General features: G+C 60.4%; 16 protein-coding genes and 1 pseudogene. 7 read left to right on the top strand and 10 right to left on the bottom strand.

The window, feature by feature from the left end:
* A pseudogene (locus AC1DVE_RS08775) lies at positions 1–142 on the top strand (group II intron reverse transcriptase/maturase); the annotation flags it as partial.
* Positions 143–231: 89 nt separating this feature from the next.
* On the opposite strand, the gene AC1DVE_RS08770 reads toward AC1DVE_RS08775, so the two are convergent.
* Positions 232–3,189 carry a membrane-targeted effector domain-containing toxin gene (locus tag AC1DVE_RS08770; RefSeq protein ID WP_223458659.1) on the bottom strand — a complete coding sequence of 986 codons (2,958 nt, stop codon included), beginning with the start codon at positions 3,187–3,189 and terminating at the stop codon, positions 232–234.
* 256 nt (positions 3,190–3,445) lie between these two features.
* Between AC1DVE_RS08770 and AC1DVE_RS08765 the strand changes: the two genes are divergently transcribed.
* Both AC1DVE_RS08765 and tadA read left to right on the top strand, forming a co-directional pair.
* Complete coding sequence (locus AC1DVE_RS08765; protein ID WP_223458662.1) at positions 3,446–4,822, top strand: multicopper oxidase family protein; 1,377 nt, start codon at positions 3,446–3,448, stop codon at positions 4,820–4,822.
* Positions 4,822–5,319: a tRNA adenosine(34) deaminase TadA gene (gene tadA, locus AC1DVE_RS08760; RefSeq protein ID WP_223458664.1), complete on the top strand. Its 498-nt coding sequence runs from the start codon at positions 4,822–4,824 to the stop codon at positions 5,317–5,319. Before AC1DVE_RS08765 ends, tadA begins: the two co-directional genes overlap by 1 nt.
* Positions 5,320–5,451: 132 nt before the next feature.
* Here the strand turns inward: tadA and cmoB are convergent, their stop codons facing one another.
* The 7 genes from cmoB to AC1DVE_RS08725 all read right to left on the bottom strand — a co-directional run bounded on the left by cmoB (position 5,452) and on the right by AC1DVE_RS08725 (position 15,386).
* A complete protein-coding gene (cmoB, locus tag AC1DVE_RS08755; RefSeq protein WP_223458666.1) occupies positions 5,452–6,408 on the bottom strand; it encodes a tRNA 5-methoxyuridine(34)/uridine 5-oxyacetic acid(34) synthase CmoB in 957 nt (318 codons plus the stop codon).
* On the bottom strand, positions 6,405–7,184 hold the full coding sequence (gene cmoA, locus AC1DVE_RS08750; RefSeq protein WP_223458669.1) for a carboxy-S-adenosyl-L-methionine synthase CmoA: 780 nt from the start codon (positions 7,182–7,184) through the stop codon (positions 6,405–6,407). The genes cmoB and cmoA overlap by 4 nt, the downstream gene beginning before the upstream one ends.
* 225 nt (positions 7,185–7,409) lie before the next feature.
* Positions 7,410–8,045: a lysoplasmalogenase gene (locus AC1DVE_RS08745; RefSeq protein WP_223458671.1), complete on the bottom strand. Its 636-nt coding sequence runs from the start codon at positions 8,043–8,045 to the stop codon at positions 7,410–7,412.
* Between the two features lie 2 nt (positions 8,046–8,047).
* Positions 8,048–8,440, bottom strand: a complete 393-nt coding sequence (locus tag AC1DVE_RS08740; RefSeq protein ID WP_223458673.1) for a protease inhibitor I42 family protein — start codon at positions 8,438–8,440, stop codon at positions 8,048–8,050.
* A gap of 146 nt (positions 8,441–8,586) precedes the next feature.
* Positions 8,587–11,004: an endopeptidase La gene (lon, locus tag AC1DVE_RS08735; protein WP_223458675.1), complete on the bottom strand. Its 2,418-nt coding sequence runs from the start codon at positions 11,002–11,004 to the stop codon at positions 8,587–8,589.
* Positions 11,005–11,308: 304 nt separating this feature from the next.
* A complete protein-coding gene (locus tag AC1DVE_RS08730; RefSeq protein WP_223458678.1) occupies positions 11,309–13,720 on the bottom strand; it encodes a glucose/quinate/shikimate family membrane-bound PQQ-dependent dehydrogenase in 2,412 nt (803 codons plus the stop codon).
* 283 nt (positions 13,721–14,003) lie between these two features.
* Positions 14,004–15,386 carry a carbohydrate porin gene (locus tag AC1DVE_RS08725; protein ID WP_223458680.1) on the bottom strand — a complete coding sequence of 461 codons (1,383 nt, stop codon included), beginning with the start codon at positions 15,384–15,386 and terminating at the stop codon, positions 14,004–14,006.
* A 297-nt stretch (positions 15,387–15,683) separates the two neighbouring features.
* Between AC1DVE_RS08725 and AC1DVE_RS08720 the strand changes: the two genes are divergently transcribed.
* Positions 15,684–15,914, top strand: coding sequence for a VF530 family protein (locus AC1DVE_RS08720; RefSeq protein ID WP_007985772.1), 231 nt, complete (start codon positions 15,684–15,686; stop codon positions 15,912–15,914).
* Positions 15,915–15,916: 2 nt separating this feature from the next.
* Positions 15,917–16,558: a Pr6Pr family membrane protein gene (locus AC1DVE_RS08715; RefSeq protein WP_223458682.1), complete on the top strand. Its 642-nt coding sequence runs from the start codon at positions 15,917–15,919 to the stop codon at positions 16,556–16,558.
* 200 nt (positions 16,559–16,758) lie between these two features.
* Here AC1DVE_RS08715 and AC1DVE_RS08710 read toward each other — a convergent pair whose 3' ends face one another.
* A complete protein-coding gene (locus AC1DVE_RS08710; RefSeq protein ID WP_223458684.1) occupies positions 16,759–17,541 on the bottom strand; it encodes a siderophore-interacting protein in 783 nt (260 codons plus the stop codon).
* Positions 17,538–18,113, bottom strand: a complete 576-nt coding sequence (locus AC1DVE_RS08705) for a PadR family transcriptional regulator (RefSeq protein ID WP_223458686.1) — start codon at positions 18,111–18,113, stop codon at positions 17,538–17,540. The genes AC1DVE_RS08710 and AC1DVE_RS08705 overlap by 4 nt, the downstream gene beginning before the upstream one ends.
* A 505-nt stretch (positions 18,114–18,618) precedes the next feature.
* Between AC1DVE_RS08705 and AC1DVE_RS08700 the strand changes: the two genes are divergently transcribed.
* On the top strand, positions 18,619–19,098 hold the full coding sequence (locus tag AC1DVE_RS08700) for a CS1 type fimbrial major subunit (protein WP_046041008.1): 480 nt from the start codon (positions 18,619–18,621) through the stop codon (positions 19,096–19,098).
* A 111-nt stretch (positions 19,099–19,209) separates the two neighbouring features.
* Positions 19,210–21,732 carry a CS1-pili formation C-terminal domain-containing protein gene (locus AC1DVE_RS08695; protein WP_477783886.1) on the top strand — a complete coding sequence of 841 codons (2,523 nt, stop codon included), beginning with the start codon at positions 19,210–19,212 and terminating at the stop codon, positions 21,730–21,732.
* The last annotated feature ends 23 nt before the right edge of the window (positions 21,733–21,755 follow it).

Below are 21,755 nucleotides of genomic sequence, written 5' to 3'. Positions count from 1 at the left end.
ACGCAAGTTGGGTGCAAGTGAGGTTACTGCCCGCAAAGTGGCGGGAAACTCTCGCTCCTGGTGGCGCAATAGCGCTCTTGAACTCAACCGAGTGCTCGATATGGCGTGGTTCGACAGAACGGGTTTACCGCGTCTCTCCTGACCTCAATCTCTCGAACCGCCCGGTGCGGACCCGCATGCCGGGTGGTGTGGCAGGGGAACGGCCTGTGAAGGCCGTCCCCTATGCCGATTTCAAGGGACGCGTGTGGGTTTCAAGCCATTGCGGCGCAATGCATCCGAAAGGTCGGCCAGGCTGGCAAATTGCTTATTATTGATGCTGCCCCACTGTGGGCGCTCGATGTACACGCCTGTGGCGTCGGCGTGGATCAGTGTGCGCACCAGTGAGCCGTCCCGGGCGCGGTGAACCAATTCGAGCTGGTTGCCGTACTTCTCGATGCTGAGCATGCCCGGTTGATTGAGTGCAGCCTCGAGTACCAGTTCCCTGGCAAGCTCTGGGGATTCCACTTGCAGGAGCAGGTCGTTCTTGATGGTGAACACGGTGCTGTCTGTTCTGCTGGTTCCGGATTCTCCCGGATCTGGCTCAATGCTCGTGGGCTGGGCGACCTCGCCACTTTTTACCCGCAGTCCGATGCCCCCTTCCAGTTCGCTGACACCCGCGACGCCTTCCCAGGTATTGGAGTGGGTATTGCCAACCAGTGCAATCCAGCGATGAGGGCCTCTAGCGGCCTGATCAGCATCGATAATGATCTTGGCAAAGTAATTCATCATTTTGTGCCGGTGGGCGTGTGCTGTCTCGAACATGTTATCGACGCGATAGCTGGCGGCACAGTCGATCGCCTGTACGCGAATGTGGTTTTTCTGCGCGGCCTTGACCACTTTCATAAAGGTGAATCGGCCAGAGGGATCGGTGTGATGACCTATATCAAGGTTCTTCAGGTAACTTTTCAGGCTTTTCGACATTACGCCGCTCTTGTTGAAAACATCCAGGTCCGCCTGATGGAAGTCGTTGAGCAGGTGTTCCATGTACAAGGTTTTAACCTTTTGTTTGCTGAGTATTTCCATGTTCTCGATCAGGAACTGTTTGCTGCCAATGCTGGAGTGGCTTTCGCCGACTACAAGGGCGGGTGACTCTTCGAACAGCGTCTCGATGATGTCCTTGGTTCGGCTTACCGGGCCAAAGGTCGGAATGGTCGGCCTGGGAGGGAGTTCCGGAAGGTTTTGATAGTAGGCCTCTGCGTCTCGAAACAAGGTTTTTCTCAGGGCCTTGAACTGCATCAGAGCGCCTCCGGGATTAAAGATGTCGTCGAAAGCGTCACTGAGTTGATTGACTTTGTAAACGTCAGTGACGATAGGCAGCAACTCGGCCCGTAATGCCTGGGGCACGTCATAGACAGTGGTGGGGCTGGCTACGTTAGGTAAAGGTTCTGGCGTCCTTCCCCATGGCCAGCATCCGAAAATGCTACCGCCGCCATACAGCCCGGGCCGTGTCAGGAGTTCCCATTCACCCGCGGCGTTCAAGCGAACCGGCAGGTTGCGGTAAAACGAGAACGGATTGGCGGGATCGATGATGACCCAGGTCTTCAACTCGTTGACGTAGCGCACCAGGTAGTAGTCGCCATTGATCCTGATGTAGTTGCCGCCCGTCGCCGGCTGATAAATGTTGCGGTACTGGCCTTCCTCGGCCGCTACCTCCAACCCGTCGAGTACCTCATTGGTCTCGAACGGGGCCAGCGGGTTTTCACCTTCCAGGACATAGGCTCGACCAGGAGCGGTAACGGTGATTTTCGGCGGGGCGCCATTGGGGTGTTCGTTTTCGGCGGCGAGATTCTCCTGGGGGGTGAACTCATCGTTGGCTTCACCGACTTCCGCTACCTCGACCGAGCCGCCGAGCGCCAGCGCATTGAAGAGGGTATCGATGCTGCTGAAGATGGCGCCGAGTACACCGGCCTTGCGCTCCTGGGTATTCTTCCCGTTGACGGCCAGGTCGATGTTCAGGCCGATGTTGGCCAGGCCGGCGCCGACAGCCGCCAGGGCAACCGGCCAGCCCACCACGGCCATCGCCCCAAAGAGGCGGCTGAAGGTGCTCAGGTAGCCGATCCACATCTTTTCCCGCAGGTCGCCATTGGAGCGCAGGGACAGATCGGCATCGTCGAACATACGTTCCCTGACCGAGTCACGGATCCAGCTGAAGACGTCACCCTCGATGTCGGGCGCGTCCTGATCGAACAGGCTGCTGTCGTATTTGCCCCAGGTCGAGTACAGCAGGTCGATCGTGTGATTCAGGCCGACGTTGTCGCCATCCTGTTGTTGGGCCGACAGGGGAAAGTGCGCCATGAAGCGGGCGCGATTATCCGGGTGGTTGTTCTGGCACAACAGCCACCAGTGCAGGTCGTGGGAGGTTTCGAATACATGGAAGGCATCTGTTTCGCCAGGGGTATACAGGATCTGCCGACCCTGGCGGTCGATGATGCGCAGTATGTCGCAGGCGAAGTAGTTGCCGATGTACAGCGGCGCGACCCGCAGGCCTTCGGCAGGCGGCTCATGGGCGTGGAGCATGTCGAGGGTGATGGGCCAGGAGAGATGGCCGGCCACGGCCTTGAGCACGGTCTTGAGGTTCTCGTTGCTCAGGCGTGAGCCATCGTGCTCCTCCAGCGCCTTGGAAATGAAATTGAGCTTGGCCAGGGTTCGGAAGTTGTCCGAATGATTGCGCCAGAAGGCGCCCATCTTGTCCCAATAGCGGTCGTGAAAATTGATGCGCCACAGGTCCTTGATGACCACGCTTGGGTACATCTTCACTTCGTTGGTTTCGTTGTAGATCCGGGCGTTCGCCCCCTCGTTGTAGAAACCGCCGTCACTGTCCAGCAAGTCGGCATTGTCCTGGTCGTGGGCTTGAAAGCGCTGGATCACCAGTTGCGGCAAGGTCAGCGACTCAATGGGCTTGGGGTAGTGCTCCCAGAACAGGAAGGCCTTGTTGCTGGACACCGAGGTGTTGTCGAAACGGTGCCACCAGACCCGGTCCGGATCGATGTGCTGGATGCCGTATTTGTCCAGAATCCCCCGGGCTTCGATATGGGCCATGTCGTGCATGTCGGGGCATGCTTCCACGAACGGGACCACCAGGTCGTTGAGGGCCCGCACGTCGTCGGGGTTGGGAAGTAGGAATTGTGAGTTTGTATCTGAAGAATTCATTTCTCTCTCCTTGAGAAATGGATGGGTTTGAAGTCGGCACTATGCGCTGCGGACTACAGCCGGATCTGTAGGAATGACGGCGCACGGTGCCCGGTATTGATGGATCTGTGTTGTCAGAGGCAGAGCTGAACAGATTGCAGCCCCGCTGCGGCCCGTCGTCACGCCCGCTTTGCTGTTTCTTTCACAACTGCGGGTGTATCGTATTCGCCTTTTGCGGGCCCCGGGCCTGTCGCTGATACGTGAGGTAGTTGAGTTCATGTCGTTTACCCGTCGCCAAATCCTCGGTGGCCTGGCCGGTCTTGTTGTCGTTGGTGTCGGTGCGGGGGGCGCGTCGCGCTACTGGCTGGGCAAGATGGCTGACGCCGAGGCGGGCCACGATTACGAGCTGATCGCAGCGCCGCTGGACGTGGAACTGGTCGCCGGGCACAAGACCCAGGCCTGGGCCTTCGGTCCGTCGGCGCCGGGCACCGAATTGCGGGCGCGCCAGGGTGAATGGCTGCGGGTGCGCTTCATCAACCATCTGCCGGTCGCCACCACCATTCACTGGCATGGGATCCGCCTGCCGCTGGAAATGGACGGTGTGCCTTACGTGTCGCAATTGCCGGTGTTGCCGGGTGAATACTTCGACTACAAATTCCGCGTGCCGGATGCCGGCAGCTACTGGTATCACCCGCATGTGAACAGCAGTGAGGAACTCGGCCGTGGCCTGGTCGGCCCGTTGATCATCGACGAACGCGAGCCGACCGGTTTCAAGTATGAAAAGACCTTGAGCCTCAAGAGCTGGCATGTCGACGACGTCGGCAATTTCGTCGAGTTCAGCATTCCCCGTGAAGCGGCCCGTGGCGGTACGGCGGGGCGCCTGGCGACCATCAATGGCGTGCCGCAAGCGGTGATCGACCTGCCGGCCGGGCAGATCACCCGTGTACGCCTGCTCAACCTCGATAACACCCTGACTTATCGCCTGAACATTCCCGGCGTCGAAGCGCAGATCTATGCGCTGGACGGCAATCCGATCGAACCGCGTCCACTCGGCAAGGAATACTGGCTCGGTCCGGGCATGCGCATTTGCCTGGCGATCAAGGCGCCGCCGGCCGGTGAGGAGTTGTCGCTGCGCAACGGTCCGGTGCGCCTGGGCACGTTCCGTTCGGTGGCCAATACCGATGCGCCGACCGAGTGGCCGCCGGCCCTGCCGGCCAACCCGATCGCCGAGCCGGACCTGGCCAATGCCGAGAAACTCAACTTCAATTTCGAATGGGTCGGCTCGGTGTCGGTCAATGTCGACAACGGCAAGCCGCCGAGCCTGTGGCAGATCAACGGCAAGGCGTGGGACATCACCGACAAGACCTGCGCCGACCGCCCGATTGCCAAGCTTGAGAAGGGCAAGAGCTACATTTTCGAATTGAAGAACATGACTCAGTACCAGCACCCAATTCACCTGCACGGCATGAGTTTCAAGGTCATCGCCTCGAACCGGCACAAGGTCATTCCGTACTTCACTGACACCTACCTGCTGGGCAAGAACGAGCGCGCGCAGGTAGCGCTGGTGGCGGATAACCCGGGTGTATGGATGTTTCACTGCCATGTGATCGACCACATGGAAACCGGCCTGATGGCCGCCATCGAGGTGGCGTGATGCGTCAGATTCGTCCCGCCGCCATCATCGACCGCAGCCGTGATCGCGAATTCATGCGTGAGGCCCTGGCACTGGCGGCCCAAGGCGCGGCCCTCGGCGAAGTGCCGGTGGGCGCGGTGCTGGTGCAGGACGGGGAAATCATTGGTCGCGGCTTCAACTGTCCGATCACTGGCAGCGACCCGAGCGCTCACGCCGAGATGGTCGCGATCCGCGCCGCCGCTCAGGCCGTGAGCAACTACCGCCTGCCGGGTAGCACGCTGTATGTGACGCTGGAACCGTGCAGCATGTGCGCAGGCCTGATCGTGCATTCGCGGATTGCGCGTGTGGTGTACGGTGCGCTGGAGCCGAAAGCCGGGATCGTGCAGAGCCAGGGGCAGTTTTTTACCCAGGGTTTTTTGAATCACCGGGTGTTGTATGAAGGCGGGGTGTTGGCGGAGGAGTGTGGGGCGGTGCTCAGCGAATTCTTCAAGGCACGGCGCGCGAAGTCCTCAGACTGAACACCGAACCCCTGTGGGAGCGGGCTTGCTCGCGAAAGCGGTGGGTCAGACACATTAATGTTGACTGACACTCCCTCTTCGCGAGCAAGCCCGCTCCCACATTTTGATCTCCGTTGATCGGGAGATTGGGGTTTACTTGCGGGCGACAATGACGGCGCGCATCGGCGCCGGCAGCCCTTCAACGGTCTTGCTGTGATCCTCGGGATCGAGGAAATCGCTCAGCGACTGATACTTCATCCACTCCGTCCCGCGCTGTTCCTCGACCGTGGTGGTGCTCACATCCACGCACTTCACATCCGTGAACCCGGCCCGACGCAGCCACAACTCCAGCGCCGGCACCGACGGCAGGAACCACACGTTGCGCATCTGCGCGTAGCGGTCTTCCGGCACCAGCACCTGATGCTTGTCGCCTTCGACCACCAGGGTTTCCAGCACCAGTTCACCACCCTTGACCAGGCAATCCTTCAGCGCCAGCAAATGCTCGATGGGCGAACGGCGGTGGTAGAACACGCCCATGGAAAATACCGTGTCGAACCCTTCGAGGTTCGGCGGCAGGTCTTCGAACGGGAAGGGCAGGTGCCAGGCATTCGGCTCGGACAAGTAACGCTGCACCGCCTGGAACTGGCAGAAGAACAGCCAGTTCGGATCGACGCCGATCACGCTGTCCGCGCCAGCGCCAAGCATGCGCCACATGTAATAGCCGTTGCCGCAGCCGACATCGAGGATGCGCTTGCCTTTCAGGTCCAGGTGCGGAGCGACCCGCGACCACTTCCAGTCCGAGCGCCATTCGGTATCGACATGCACGCCGAACAGGTCGAACGGCCCCTTGCGCCATGGCGACAGGCCCATCAATGCAGTACGCATTTGCGCGCGGGTTTCATCGTCGCAATCGGTATCCAGCTTCAAACCATTGAGCAAATCGACTTCGCTCGGCTGGATCTTCGGCAGGGCGTCCAGCGCGCTTTGCCAGCGTTCCAGGTCGCCATGGCCCTTTTCCATTTTCTTGTCGAGTTGCGCTTGCAGGGTGCTGGCCCAGTCGGCCAGCGGGGTGCCGGCCAGACGGCGGGCGAGGGGGGACAGATCAATCATGGCAAGGCAATCAACGAGGCAAAGTTAAGACACTGGAACCACGGCACGACTTTCGAGAACCCGGCGGCCAGCAGGCGTTCGCGGTGTTCTTCGAGGCTGTCGGGCTTCATGACGTTTTCGATGGCGCTGCGCTTCTGGGCTATTTCCAGCTCGCTGTAGCCGTTAGCGCGTTTGAAGGCGATGTGCAGGTCGGTGAGCAGTGCGTGCTCCTGCTCGTCTTCGAAGCGCAGTTTTTCCGAGAGGATCAGGGCACCGCCGGGCAACAGCGACTGACGGATGCGCGACAGCAACGCCGTGCGCTGCTCCGGGGCGATGAATTGCAGGGTGAAGTTCAGCGCTACCACCGAGGCCGGCTGGAACTCCAGCGCCAGGATGTCGCCCTCGATCACTTCAACCGGCAGCAACTCCTGGAACATCGAATCCTGCCCGTTGAGGTACTCGCGGCAGCGTTCGACCATCGCCGCGGAGTTATCCACAGCGATGACACGGCAACCGTCGGTGCGCACGTGCCGGCGCAGGGCCTGGGTCACGGCGCCCAGCGACGAGCCGAGGTCGTAGAGCACACTGTTGGGCTGGGCAAACTGCGCGGCAAGCACGCCGAGGTTTTCCACGATGGTCGGATAACCCGGCACCGAGCGCTTGATCATGTCCGGGAACACCCGCACCACGTCCTCGTTGAAGGCGAAGTCAGGCACCTGGGCCAAAGGCTGGGCGAAAAGGCGATCGGGTTCTTTGCTCACGGCGGTTCCAGCGGTGTAGGTGGAAAAGGCCGGCATTTTAGCCAAGTTGGCGCGGGGATGCGCGGGTTGTCTGATAAAGCGGCGGGGGTTAGCGGTTGGAAACGCTGTTGTGGCGAGGGAGCTTGCTCCCGCTGGGCCGCGCAGCGGCCCCAATACCATTCAAACCGGTTTAATCAGATGGATCAGACTGGCCGGGGTTGCGACTGCTGCGCAGCCGAGCGGGACGGTGCGGCGTTCCGACAAGCTCCCTCGCCACAGGGGTTAACGTGATCTTTGGGGGAATGCCGAGGCTGTGATCCCCCATTGCCCCAGCCAGTAACTGAGGATGATCACATAAGGCGCGGCATCGAACGGCACCACAAACCGGCTGATGCCGATTACGCTGTCGGAGAACACAAACGCCACCGCCCCCGCTGCTGCCAAAAGCGCCGAACGCTTGGGCACCTCGGTGCCGAGCCGGGCCAGCGCGCGCCAGAGCATGGCGCTGATCGCCGTGCCATAGACAATCACTGGCAACAGCAAGGGGCCGAGGCCGTTGGAAATCAGAATCCCCAGCAGGACGGCACCGACGCCAAGGGCCAGCACCAGCGGCAGCACGGCCAGGCGTCGGCAATCGCTCAGATAAGCCTTGAGATAAGCCAGATGCGCGACCAGAAACGCACCCAGCCCAAACACGAACAAATCCCCCGGCCATGCCAGCAACACATCGCCGAGCAGGGAAAATATCAACCCCAGGCTGATCCAGCTCCGATATTCACCGGGCGGTGCGTCTTGCAGCCAGCCCAGCAGGGCCAGCACCGGCAGCGGCTTGACCAGCAGGCACAGCAGAGACGCATGCACGCTCAGGCCATAAAGGAAGGTCACCGCGCCCATCAGCGCCAGAATCAGCCAGCCCACGGTCAGTTAACCGAGATCGCGCAGTCGAACGAGTCCACCGGCAACACTTCCGGCGCCCACGGCTGTTGCGAGGTCAGGCGCAAACGCCCGGTGCCGGGCGCAAAAGCCTGAAAGCGCCAGGTCGAGACCCCGGCCGCGCCGACGATACCGGCATCTTCCGGATTTCGATAAACCTCTGGCCCCAGGGTGTGCAACACGCCGCCGGCCGAATCTTGAATCGCCCAGCGATAGCCCGTGGTCGGATTGCTCGGCAGGGTCAGGATCAGGTTTTGCCCGTTGGTGAGTTTCACCGGACATTCGCTTTGTTTTTCCACGGTCACGTTGTGTGCAGGTTGCGTGGCGCATGCGGCCAGCAAGGCGAGGGCGAGGGGGACAAGCAGGCGAATGGGGGACATGGGGTCAGGGGCTCCGGCGTTCACGACGAACGGCGAGCATAACTTAAGATGAGACAAAGTGTGACAGTCAGCCTGGGCGGTGGTGTCAGGACTGACGCCTTCGCGGGCTTGCCCGCGAAGACGGCGGTACAGGCGCTACAGGAACATCAGAACAACACCTTCGCCACATCTGCAAACTTCTTGGCAAAGTGCACGGTAATGCCTTCCTTCAGGTACTCCGGCAGCTCCTCGAAATTGCCCTGATTCGCCTCCGGCAGAATCAGCTCGAAAATCTTCTGCCGCCGCGCCGCAATCACCTTTTCCCGCACTCCGCCAATCGGCAGTACATGCCCGGTCAACGTCAGTTCGCCGGTCATGGCTACGCCTTTTTTCGGTGGCTGATTGCGCGCCAGCGAAAGCAGGGCGCTGGCCATGGTTACGCCGGCGCTCGGGCCGTCTTTCGGCGTGGCGCCTTCCGGCACGTGCAGGTGGACGAAGGCCTCGTCGAAGAATTTCGGATCGCCGCCATAGGACTTCAGGTGCGAGCTGACGTAGCTGTAGGCGATTTCCGCCGACTCTTTCATCACGTCACCCAACTGTCCGGTGAGCTTGAACCCACGGTTGAGGGTGTGGATGCGCGTGGCTTCGATCGGCAGGGTTGCGCCGCCCATGCTGGTCCAGGCAAGACCAGTGATCACGCCGACACCCGACAGCACCTGTTCGTTGCGGAACACCGGTTTGCCGAGGGATGTTTCGAGGTCTTTCGGGCCGAGCTTGATTACCGCCTTCGGCTCGTCGAGCAGTTTCATCACCGCTTTGCGCACCAGTTTGCCGAGGTTTTTTTCCAGCTGGCGCACGCCGGCTTCACGGGCATAACCGTCGATCAGCGCCTTGAGCGCGCTGTCGCTGATGCTCAGGCTGCCCTTGGACACGCCGGCTTTCTCAAGCTGCTTGGGCCACAGGTGACGCTTGGCGATGGCGACCTTTTCCTCGGTGATGTAGCCCGACAGGCGAATCACTTCCATCCGGTCCAGCAATGGGCCGGGGATCGAATCGAGGGTGTTGGCGGTGCACACGAACAGCACTTTCGACAGGTCCAGCCGCAGGTCCAGATAGTGGTCGAGGAACTCGACGTTCTGCTCCGGATCCAGGGTTTCCAGCAACGCCGAGGCCGGGTCGCCCTGGTAGCTCTGGCCCATTTTGTCGATTTCATCGAGCATGATCACCGGGTTCATCACTTCGACGTCTTTCAACGCCTGCACCAGTTTGCCCGGCTGCGCACCGATGTAGGTGCGGCGATGGCCCTTGATCTCGGCTTCGTCGCGCATGCCGCCGAGGCTGAAGCGGTAGAACGGCCGGCCCAGGGATTCGGCGATGGATTTGCCGACGCTGGTCTTGCCCACGCCCGGCGGCCCCACCAGCAATACGATGGAACCGCTGATCTCGCCCTTATAGGCGCCGACCGCGAGGAATTCGAGGATGCGGTCCTTGATGTCATCGAGGCCGGCGTGGTGTTTGTCCAGCACCTTTCGAGCGTGCTTGAGGTCGAGTTTGTCCTCGCCGTACACGCCCCACGGCACCGAGGTCGCCCAGTCGATGTAATTGCGGGTGACCGCATATTCCGGCGAGCCGGTTTCGAGGATCGACAGCTTGTTCATTTCCTCTTCGAGGCGTTTCTGCACCTGCGCCGGCAGGACTTTGCCCACCAGCCGCTGTTCGAACTGTTCGAGATCGGAGCTGCGGTCGTCCTTGGTCAAGCCGAGTTCCTGCTGGATGACCTTGAGTTGTTCCTTGAGGAAGAACTCGCGCTGATGTTCACCGATCTTGCGGTTAACTTCGGCGGAAATCTCTTTTTGCAGGCGCGCGACTTCGACTTCTTTGCGCAACATCGGCAGGACTTTTTCCATGCGCTTGAGCATCGGCACGCAGTCGAGCACTTCCTGCAGCTCACTACCGGTGGCCGATGTGAGCGCGGCGGCGAAATCGGTCAGCGGCGACGGATCGTTGGGGCTGAAGCGGTTGAGGTAGTTCTTCAACTCTTCGCTGTACAGCGGGTTGAGCGGCAGCAGTTCCTTGATCGCGTTGATCAGCGCCATGCCGTAGGCCTTGACCTCGTCGGTCGGCTCGGTGGGCTGGTGCGGGTACTCGACTTCCACCAGGTATGGCGGGCGGTGATGCTTGAGCCAGGTCTTGAGGCGGACGCGGGTCAGGCCTTGGGCGACGAATTGCAGCTTGCCGTTTTCGCGGCTGGCGTGGTGCACCTTCACCAGGGTGCCGTAGAGCGGCAGGGCCGAGGTGTCGAAGTGGCGCGGGTCTTCCTGGGGGCTGTCCATGTAGAACAGGGCCAGGGAGTGGTGTTCGGACTTGGCCACCAGGTCCAGGGTCTCGGCCCACGGCTCTTCGTTGACGATGACCGGCAACACTTGGGCCGGGAAAAACGGGCGGTTGTGAATCGGGATGATGTAGACCTTGTCCGGCAGGTTCTGGCCAGGCAAGGCCAGGCCTTTGCCAGGTTTGTGCTGCGGGGCGTTTTCCGGATCGGCGTATTCGCTCGGGTCTTCGGGGAATTCCTGCTGGTCGCTCATGGGGGCACCTGCGCAATGGGTATGGGTCTTAGATGGGGCAGGTTGGCGGTGGTTTCAACGGTCATTTTCTGCGAAGCGGTGTTTCGCAGGTGTGTTCAGCGCAGAGACAGGTTAGCTGAACCATGGCCGTGCACGGTCAAAATGTGGGAGCGGGCTTGCTCGCGAATGCAGTGTGTCAGTCGATGCAAATGTTTTCTGGTACACCGCTTTCGCGAGCAAGCCCGCTCCCACAGGGGGGGGCGGTGTGGCACAAAAAAGGCGACGCCTGTGAGGGCGTCGCCTTTGTTTTGACTGCCGCTAAAACTTACTCGGACAGTTTGTACGCAATCACATAGTCACCCATTTTGGTGCCCAGTGAGCCGTGGCCACCGACGACCAACAGCACGTACTGCTTGCCGTCCTTGCCGGTGTAGGTCATCGGCGTGGCCTGACCGCCAGCCGGCAGGCGCGATTTCCAAAGCTCGTTGCCGGTGTTGACGTCATAGGCGCGCAGGTATTGATCCAGCGTGCCGCTGAGGAAGCCGACCCCGCCGGCGGTGACCATCGAGCCGCCCATGCTTGGCACGCCGAGTGGCAGGCCGATAGGCAATGGCGAGCTGTCGCGGCTGGTGCCGTTCTTGCGTTTCCACACGACTTTGTTTGTGGTCAGGTCGATGCCGGCCACGTAGCCCCAGGCCGGAGCCTGGCACGGTACGCCGAACGGCGACATGAACGGGTGCATGATCACCGCGTACGGTGCGCCTGTGTTCGGTTGCACGCCCGCGGTTTCGCTCTCGCGCTTGCTGCCGGCCGCGACTTCGGCGCGAGGCACCATTTTCGAGACGAAGGCCATGTAGTTCGGGCTGGTGAACAGCATCTGGCGAACCGGGTCGACCGAAACTCCGCCCCAGTTGAAGACGCCGACGTTACCCGGATAGATCAGGCTGCCCTGTTCCGACGGAGGGGTGTACTGACCTTCGTAACGCAGCTCCTTGAACTGGATGCGGCACAGCATCTGGTCGAACGGGCTGGCGCCCCACATGGCTTTTTCGGTCAGTTCCGGGGCCAGCAGGTTCAGGTCCGAACGGGCCTGGGTCGGCGCGGTGTGGTCACCTTTCACGGCGCCTTGCGGAACCGGGATTTCCTTGATCGGGATGATCGGCGTGCCGTCGCGACGGTCGAGGACGTACAGGCTGCCCTGTTTGGTCGGGGCGATCAGCGCAGGTTTCACGCCGTCGGCGGTTTTCATGTCAAGCAGGGTTGGCTGGCTGCCGACGTCCATGTCCCACAGGTCGTGGTGAGTGAACTGGTAGTTCCAGCGCACCTTGCCGGTGGCCAGATCCAGCGCGACCAGGCCTGCACTGAACTTCTCGGCGCCCGGGGTGCGGTCTGCGCCCCACTGGTCAGGGGTCTGGTTACCCAGTGGCAGGTAGACCATGCCGAGTTTTTCGTCGACGCTGGCCAGGGACCACATGTTGGCCGAGTTGCGGCTGTAGTGTTCGCCCTCTGGCAGCGGTTCGGTCGCGTCGGGATTGTTGCTGTCCCAGTTCCACACCAGATGACCGTCGTGTACGTCAAAGGCACGGATTACACCGGATGGCTCGTTGGTCGACTCGTTGTCGGTGACGTGGCCGCCCATGATCACCAGGTCACGGGTGATCGCTGCGGGCGAGGTGGAGTAGTAGCCACCGGGGGTGAACGGTCCGATGCCTTGAGTCAGGTCAACCACACCGTTTTTACCGAAACCTTCGCAGACCTTGCCGGTGTCGGCGTTGAGTGCGATCAGGCGTGCATCAGCGGTTGGCAGGTACAGTCGACGCGGGCAGGCCTGGGCGACGGCTTTGCCTGCCTCGGAAATCACTGCAGAGGCAGCGTTTTCAGACTTGGCGTAGGCCGCTTCGTCGTAGTACGACACGCCACGGCAGGTCATGTGGGCGAAGCCCTTGAAGCCCACCGGGCTCTTGATCTGCGGGTCGAAACGCCACAGCTCCTTGCCGGTGTCCGGGTCCAGCGCCAGCACCTTGCTATGGGCGGTGCAGGCATAGAGCATGCCGTTGGCCTTGAGCGGGGTGTTTTCGTTGGTCAGTTCCACCGGGTCATCGGCGGTCGGCAGGTCGCCGGTCTGGATACGCCAGGCTTCTTGCAGCTTGCCGGCGTTGGCCGGGGTGATCTGCTTGAGCGGCGAGTAGCGGTCACCGAACTCGCTGCGGCCATAGGCCTGCCAGTCTCCGTCAGGCATTTGTGGCGCAGTGCTGGTCATTTCAGCCGAGTCACGACCCAACTCGCCTAAGGTCTCGCCCGGGTGAGTGAACTGGCTGGCTACGGCGGTGGCGCCGGCCAGGACCACGGCCACGCTCAAGGCGCCAGTGCCCATGGGGGCAGGGCCGTTGATCAGCAATGGACGACGGAACCACGGCAGCAGCATCACCACACCGAGGGCGAACCACAGCGCCAGACGTGGCACCAGTTGCCACCAGTCCAGGCCGACTTCCCACAGCGCCCACAGGGTGCTGGCGAACAGCACCAGTGCGTACAGACCCAGCGCCGCACGGCGGGCGGCGATCAGCAACACGCCGCTCAGCGCGATGCCGATACCGGCCAGCAGGTAATACAGCGAGCCGCCGAGCATGCTCAGCTTGATCCCCCCGGCCAGCATGGCCAGGCCCATTAGCAGAAGCAGTATGCCGAGCAGGGTCGGCCATAGACGGCTTCGACCCAAGGCACTATCAGTGCTCATAGTGTGATTCTCCGTGACGTTTCAAGTAGTCCCGCGCAAGTTCACTGTAGATGACGATCTTGCGCGGGCATGGTTCAGATAAAACTGGTGTGGTTGACGCAGTCCCTGTAGGAGCGAGCAGTGTGGCGAGGGGGCTTGCCCCCGTTGGGTTGCGAAGCGACCCCAATACCTGCAACTGCGGCGTGTCAGGCACACCGAGTGCAATGCTTTGCGACTGCTTCGCAGCCGAACGGGGGCAAGCCCCCTCGCCACATGTCGCTCCCACAGGGTTTTGTGGTGTTTGTCAGAACGACGACTGGACCTTGATCCCGCCGATCAGCGCGTCATCGACCTCGTTCACGCCACCGGGATGGCGGATGTATTGCAGGTTCGGGCGCACGGTCAGCCAGTTGGTCACGTGCACGCCGTAATACAGTTCGGCGCTGTATTCGGTGTCCTGGGGCGGCAGGAAGGACGGATTGTCGAAGTCGAAGACGGCCTTGGCCTGGTTGGTCGCCTCGGCATTCTTGCGAAAGGCCGGGTTGACGTGGACACGGGCCATGGCGAAACCAATGTCGTCCCGGGCGCGCGCGTCGAACGGGCCTTTGTAGACGAGGCCGGCCTGGACGTAGTTGTCGATGGCGTTGGTTTTCTTGTCGTGCATCGTGCCGTTGGCGAACAGGCTCAGGCCACGGGAGTGGTCGCTGGCGACGCTGGTGACTTGCTGCTGGAGGCCCAGCCACACGCCGTGTTTACTCGAGGCGCTGCGGTAGGCTTCGCCAGTCAGGGCGGCAGGTTGGCCATTGCTGTCCTTGTAGACGTCGGTGGCGTTGGCGCTGCTGTAGTAGTAACCGGCGCGATATTCACCCGGCAGGCCGTTGAGTTTCGGCGTCCACACCAGCTCCACCGGCAGGACCGCACCCTGGGTGCCGCTACCGCTGAGCTTGAAGCCGTTGTCGCGGTCAAGGTTCGACGGGTTCTGCTCGTACGCACCGACCTGTGCATAAAGCTCTGGCGTCAGGTGATATTTGACCCGCATCGCCCACTGGCTGACCGGCCAGTTGTACCAGATGTCGCCCGCCCAGTTGCCGACCTGGGAACCGCAGAACGCCAGGTTCTGGAAGTCGCAGGGGAAGCTGTTGAAATCTTCGCCTTCGCCGAATCGGCCGACCTTGATGTCGAGTTTTTCAACGAAGAACTTCTGCTGATACCACATCTGCGTCAGGCGCCAGGTCTGGCCGCGGCCCCAGACTTCCTGGGCCGAGGTGAAGCCGCCGACACGCGGGTCGTTGATGCGGTCGTTGCTGATGTTGTTGCCGTTGCGTTCGGTGATGGTCAACTGGAATTCGGCATCGTCCCAGCCGAGGATCTTCTGCAAGTCCAGGTGGGTGCCCAGGCCGAACTGGTCGCTGTAGCGCGCGGTGCGGTCGTGGTCGTAGCCACCGTGCAGATTGCTGCCCATTTCACCGGTGTAATCGACTTTGAAGTCGTAGCCTTTTTCCGCGAGCTCTGTGCGAGTGCCGTTCCAGTCACCGAGCATCCACGGTGAATCGCTATCGAAGGCCGGCGCCGCCTGAACGCAGGAGGCAAGGCCCAGCGCGGTGAGGCCACCGATCAGGGGCAGGATGTTTCGCTGGGCAGCAGTTGCAAAGACAGCGCTGTCTCGCAGGGTTTTAAAGTCGGGCATAGAGACGGAGTTCTTGATCTTTTTCTGGGGGATAAACGGAAAGCAGCAGGCGTGAAGCGAAAGCAGAAGCGTTTCAGCAGGCAGCGGGGCGCAAGGATAATGTTCTGTTACAAATAGAGAAAGTGCTTTTGCTGACATGCATCGTTTCGGATTTGGTAACAGTGACAAAAGATCGCAGCCTGCGGCAGCTCCTACATTGGAATGCGTATCCTGCCGCAGGCTGCGATCTTTTCCGTTTCACCTACATTTAACGTAAGGTGCGCGGCTTCCAATTCCCACTCTGCTCGAAGGCCCGGCATGACCGAACACAACACCGATCCGTTGCATGGCGTGACGCTGGAACAGATCCTCAACGCGCTGGTTGAACACTACGAGTGGTCGGGGCTGGCCGAGCGCATCGATATCCGCTGCTTCAAGAGCGACCCGAGCATCAAGTCGAGCCTGACGTTCCTGCGCAAGACCCCGTGGGCGCGGGAGAAGGTCGAACGCCTGTATGTGAAGTTGATGCGCACCAAACGACCGCTTTGAACATGGCCGACCCGTCTGCGTTACGCCGTCGTTTGGTGGCCATGGCTGCCATGCTTGGCTGGGCGGGATTGAGCATCCAGATGTACCTGATTCTCCATTCACGCTGGACGCTGGGCGCGAGCCTGATCGGCGGGCTGATGAGTTTTTTCAGCTATTTCACCGTGCTGAGCAACACCTTGGTGGCGACCGTGCTGACCTGTGAATGGACATCCCGCGAGTCCGCCGCGCGCCGCTGGTTCCTGCAGCCTTGGGTCAGCAGTGCGATTGCTGTGAGCATCGCCGTGGTGAGCCTCGCCTACAACCTGCTGCTGCGCCACTTGTGGCATCCCGAGGGCTGGCAATGGCTGGCCGATGAGCTGTTGCACGACATCATGCCGTTGCTGTTTCTGGGGTATTGGTGGCGTTGTGTGCCCAAGGGCACATTGCGCGTGTGGCATATCGCGCTGTGGGTGATTTATCCACTGCTGTATTTCGCCTATGCGCTGTTGCGCGGGCATCTGCTGGCGGTTTACCCGTATCCCTTCGTGGACGTGGACAAACTCGGTTATCCACAGGTGTTCATCAATGCCGGCGGGTTATTGGCTGGGTTTGTGGTGATTGCGTTGCTGGTGATCGGGCTGGATCGGTGGCGGGCTCGAAGGTGAGCGCTATGGGTGTTTTGAGCACCTTTTGTGGCGAGGGAGCTTGCTCCCGTTGCACTGCGCAGCAGTGCTAAAACCTGCAACCTGGTTAATCTGATACACCCAATGCGCAGATTTACGACTGCTTCGCAGCCGAGCGGGACGGTGCGGCGATCCGACAAGCTCCCTCGCCACAAAATCTTCAGCCTGCGATTGAGTGGATATCACTCCTCGCCGCTGTCCCCCAGTTTCCAGTACCCAACCGCCTTGACGAACTGCTCGTCCAGCCCATGCTCATCGAGCAACACCCGACGAGTCTGCCGCGACACCTTGCTCTCGGTCGCCACCCACGCGTACAGGCTGCCGGCTGGCACCTGGATCTGGCGCACGGTGGTCAGCAGATTGTCCTTGCCGCCTTCGCGCAGCACCCAGATCACATTGACCTCGGCCGCACTGTGCAGCACCTGCTGCTCCTTGCCGTTTTCCACTTCGACGATCACCAGCGCCCGCCGATTCGCCGCCAGACCTTCCAGGCGCCGGGCGATCGCGGGCAGGGCGGTTTCGTCGCCGATCAGCAAGTAGCTGTCGAAGATGTCCGGCACGATCATCGAACCCCGTGGCCCGCCGATGTGCAGGAACTGCCCGGGTTGGGCCTGCGCCGCCCAAGTCGAGGCAGGGCCGTCGCCGTGCAGCACGAAGTCGATGTCCAGCTCCAGGGTATCGAGGTCATAGCGGCGCGGGGTGTAGTCGCGCATCTCAGGCAGCGGACCGTTGTCCTTGCCGGCGCCCAGCATAAGGGTTTCCAGCGCCGCAGCTTGCTCGGCGTTCTGCGGGAACAACAGTTTGACGTGATCGTCCGTGCCCAGGCTGACGAAGCCTGCCAGTTCAGGCCCGCCCAAGGTAATCCGGCGCATGCGCGGGGTCAGGTCGACCACGCGCAGCACTTCCAGGCGACGGCGTTTGATTTCGTGCATGACACGGTGAATGGTGGTGATCACTTCAGTCATTCGGCGTTCTCCTGAACGGGTTGAACGGCGGGGCCGTCGACGATGGCTTTGGCGGTGTCGTTGAGCAGGTCACGTACCCGCAGGATTTCGTCCGGGCTCCAGCGCCCATGGTGCATTTGCAGGGCGTGGCGCAGGTTATGCACAGCCTCATGGATTTCCGCCGGGCGATCATGGCCGCGTAGCGAACGCTTGCTGACGTCGATGCGCATCCGCACGCCATCCAGTGCAACGGCTTGCTCTTGCAGGAACAGACGTCCGGCATCGGTGATGGTGTAGCGTTTTTTTCCGCCTTCGGCGTCGCCCAGGATCAGTTCGCTTTCTTCCAGGAATGTCAGGGTCGGGTAGATCACACCGGGGCTGGGGCAGTAGGCGCCCTCGAACATGCCTTCGATCTGGCGGATCAGGTCGTAGCCATGGCACGGCTGTTCGGCGATCAATGCCGGCAGCAACAACTTCAGATCGCCGGGGGCAAACACCCGGGGCCCACGGCCGCCGCGTTCGCGGGCGGGACGTTTCTCAAAGCAGTCACGGTTGTCGCCGTGTTCGCGGTGGGGGGAATGATGGTCTCTCATTTTCTGCTTTCTCTCGTCGTCTTTAGATACAACTTAAGATATATCTTAACGAAAAAGCAAAGGCTCCTGACCAACGGCAATCCCTGCATCGGCCCTGGCTTGAAGGTCAAATCGAAAAAATAGAGCTTATTAGTACAGGTAAAATCTCAGAAATTAGTGTTAACTCTCTAATGTATTAGTTTGCTCCATTGTTTGCTGGGGTTGTGGTATTGGTCTTACAGAAGGTACTTTGTTAATATCTCGAATATCATTGCAGGCAGGATGCTGTTTGTAGTCTGTCTCTTACAGTCAAACATCGCTTCTGTAGTTATTTCCGTTTTTTTTCTTTCTACTGTCATGGCACTCCGGCTACGCACTTGCAGGAACTTTCTTGCTTACTTTCAAGAACAATTGGTCGATCATCTTTCGGCGTTGAAAGTTCAGCTGGGCAAATAGCTGCTCGTGACAGTTTTGCTCTGTATGAACTTTCAGCCCTTCATCCTTTTAAAAACACAGGTACTGAAAGATGTTCAAGAAAATCGCGTTCGCTGCTCCCCTGGCTGTTTTGGCTCTGAGTTCTTCGATGGCGTTTGCCGCTACCGAAGCCAGGCACACCATCAGTCTGGTTGCTACTGTCAATGCTGACGACTTCTATGCGGTGCCGGTTGACTTTGATCTGGTCAACAAGGATCAGGACATGAGCTACAACCCCTCTACCGACTCCATGAGATCCGTCGATGGGCACTTTGATGTGCTTCATACCGCCGGCAAGGTCAACGCACGACTTGAAGGCGTCCCCAAGCTGATTGCCGGTAACAAAAGCATCGACTTGAAAGTCGAGCTCAATGGCAAGACGCTGACAACCACTTCACAGGAAGTTGTTGGAGATGAAGAGTCCAATACCCGTTATCGCGCGCCATTCAAAATCAGTGCGGTGACCACGCAAAAACCTGATGCAGGCGATTACACCGGCGTCGTGATGTTGGTTGTCGAGCCTTCCGTCTAAGTAATATTCGCGACGGCAAACCGTTTACTTATATCAAGTGACGTTCTCGGTCGGCAAACTTTCCGGTTTGTCGGCCGTGCTTTAACTCCTTTGTAATTAGAGAACTCGTTCATGTTCCCGATGACGCCCATCGCGGCGGCGCTTGCGCTGCTGTTATGTAGCAGTGCATTTGCGGCGCCCACTTCCGTTGATAACTCGCCGCGAAGTTTGCTGGCACAGGCCAAGGGCTTGCCGGCCGAGTTCGAGGAGCATTTCTTCGATGTTCCCTTGGCGGTTCGTGTCGAACTCGATCAACAACCACTGGGTGAGGCGATGATTGTGTTGTCCCGTGATGACCGGGTAACGCTGCTCGATTTCACCGACACCAGCGAAAGCCGCTTCACTGCAAGTGAGCGTGATACCTGGGCCGATATTCTCAAACCCGGTGTGACGCTGGGCACCTGCACAGGCCAATGCCCGGAGCAGATGCTGGCGGTTCACTACAACCTCGAAAATTCATTGCTGTCGATCGTCACTGAAAATGCCGAGCGCGACAGCGAAGCCAAGCGTTTCTACGATCAGCCCGAAGGCGGCAGCAATGGCCTGATGGTACGTAACCAGCTCAATCTCAATGGCGGCCAGGATCAGGACCTGGGCGGTCGTTTCGGCCTGGAGGCCAGCGGCAGCCTGGGCAACTGGAGCCAGACCTTCAACATGCAACTGTCCCGTCTTGGTGGTCCGGACAACAAGACCTACCACGCGGTGCACGAGCTCTATAGCCAGCGCGAACTGGAGGGCCGTTTTTTCCGACTGGGCTACTTCACCCCCAATTCCGAAGGCCTGACGCGCGAGCCCCGTTCGTTCGGCACCAGCCCCGATACGGCGGTGGGCGTGATGTTCGGCAGTTCCGACAGCCTGGCGATCGACAGCCCGAAACCCAGTGTCTATCCGGTTTATGTCACGGCCAACCGACAGGGTTCCGTGGAAATTTACCGCGACGGCTTGCTGATCAATACCCAGTCGGTTCCGGCGGGTTTGCAAACCCTCGACACCCGTCCGTTGCCCGGTGGCATTTACGAGGTGGAAGTGCGGTTGATCGAAGACGGTCAAATCACATCGACCACCCAGGAGTTGATTTACAAGCCGAACAATTGGCGCAACCACGATGAGCGTTGGCGCTACAACCTGTTTGCCGGACAGGAAAGCAAATTGCTGAGTAATTGGAATGATCAGGAGAGCGGCGATGCGACGGTGGGGGCGTCATTCAACTACTTGCTGCACCCACGGGTGATTCTCGGGCTGTCGGCACGCCAGGTCAGTGACAAGCTGCAGTACGGCAGCTCCATCGACTGGAGCCTGGCCAACAGCGTCAGCCTCTATGCCAACCTGTACCAGACCGAAGACCACGGCACCGGTGCCGATTTTCAAGGCCTGTACAACTATGGCGCCGGCAGTCTGGTGATCAGCCACAACCGCAGCTGGCTAGACACCACCAACACCTTCGACACATTGCCCGACGGCACCCGAGTGCGTCAGCGCAATGTGTTCACCGGCCAGACCAGCAATTCGTCATTGGCGCTGAACCACCGGATCAGCCGCAAAAGCTCGCTCAACGCACGGGTGTCCCACAGCGAGGGCAACGTCGAAGGTATGGGGGTGGACCTGGGCTGGACGCAACGCACCGTTCTGTTCGGCAGCGATGCCAACTGGCGGCTCTCGCTGTTTGATCGCCCCGGCAGCTACAGCAGTGGTGATGCGCGTAATCGCGGGGTCGACCTGAGCATCAACATGGCGCTCGGTGGCCCGGGGCAGCAGGTTTCCGGCAGCATCGGCAGCCGCACCGCCCGTGATGGCAGCCGTGACAACAACGCCTCCCTGGGTTGGCGAAAGGACCTGCAAGACCATGTGTTGCAGAGCGTATCGGTGACCGCGCTGACCGATACCTACGGTGTCGGATTGTCGAGCCTGGCGAACTTTCGCACCGATGCCATCAATGGTGACGGGTTCATCCAGCGTTCGTCCTTCAACGACAATTTCACCGGTGGTTTGAACCTCGACAGCACGCTAGTCGTTGGAGCGCAGCGCATGGCGTTGACCAGTCAGCACCAAGGACGTGGCGCCGGGATGATTGTCGATGTCGAGTCCGACATCGACGGCATTGCCCTGCGTGCCGACGACCTCAGCGGTGGCAGCGCTGCCTTGCGTCCCGGACGCAATTTCATACCGCTCACCGCTTACAAAAACAGTTTGGTGAGCTTCGACTTCGAAGGCAACGACGTCCCGGCGGCGAGCATCGAGCCGGCACGCACGCGCTATCACCTGAACAAGGGAGGCGTGGAGTACCGCAAGGTCCGTGTCATGAAAACCCTGACCGTGCTCGGCCGCTTGCTCGACCCGCAAGGACAGCCGCTCAAGGGCCATCACGTGATCAACCACGCCAGCCGTGGGGTCAGCGAAGTCGATGGCTTCTTCTCCATGGAAATGAATGCCGGCTCGCCAACCCTGGAAGTACGTTACGCAGACCAGTTGCTGTGCCAGTTCCGCCTTGATATCGACAAGCACCGCAGTGAAAACAACGTGCTGATGATCGGTGATCTGCGGTGTTCGCCGGACACGTTGGCGGATGCCACTTCCAACCAACGCACGGCAGGTTGAACGGCCCCGATTCCGATGTTCAA

This window comes from Pseudomonas sp. P4_B4 (assembly GCF_056402255.1).
This window is presented reverse-complemented; position numbering and strand designations above follow the sequence as displayed.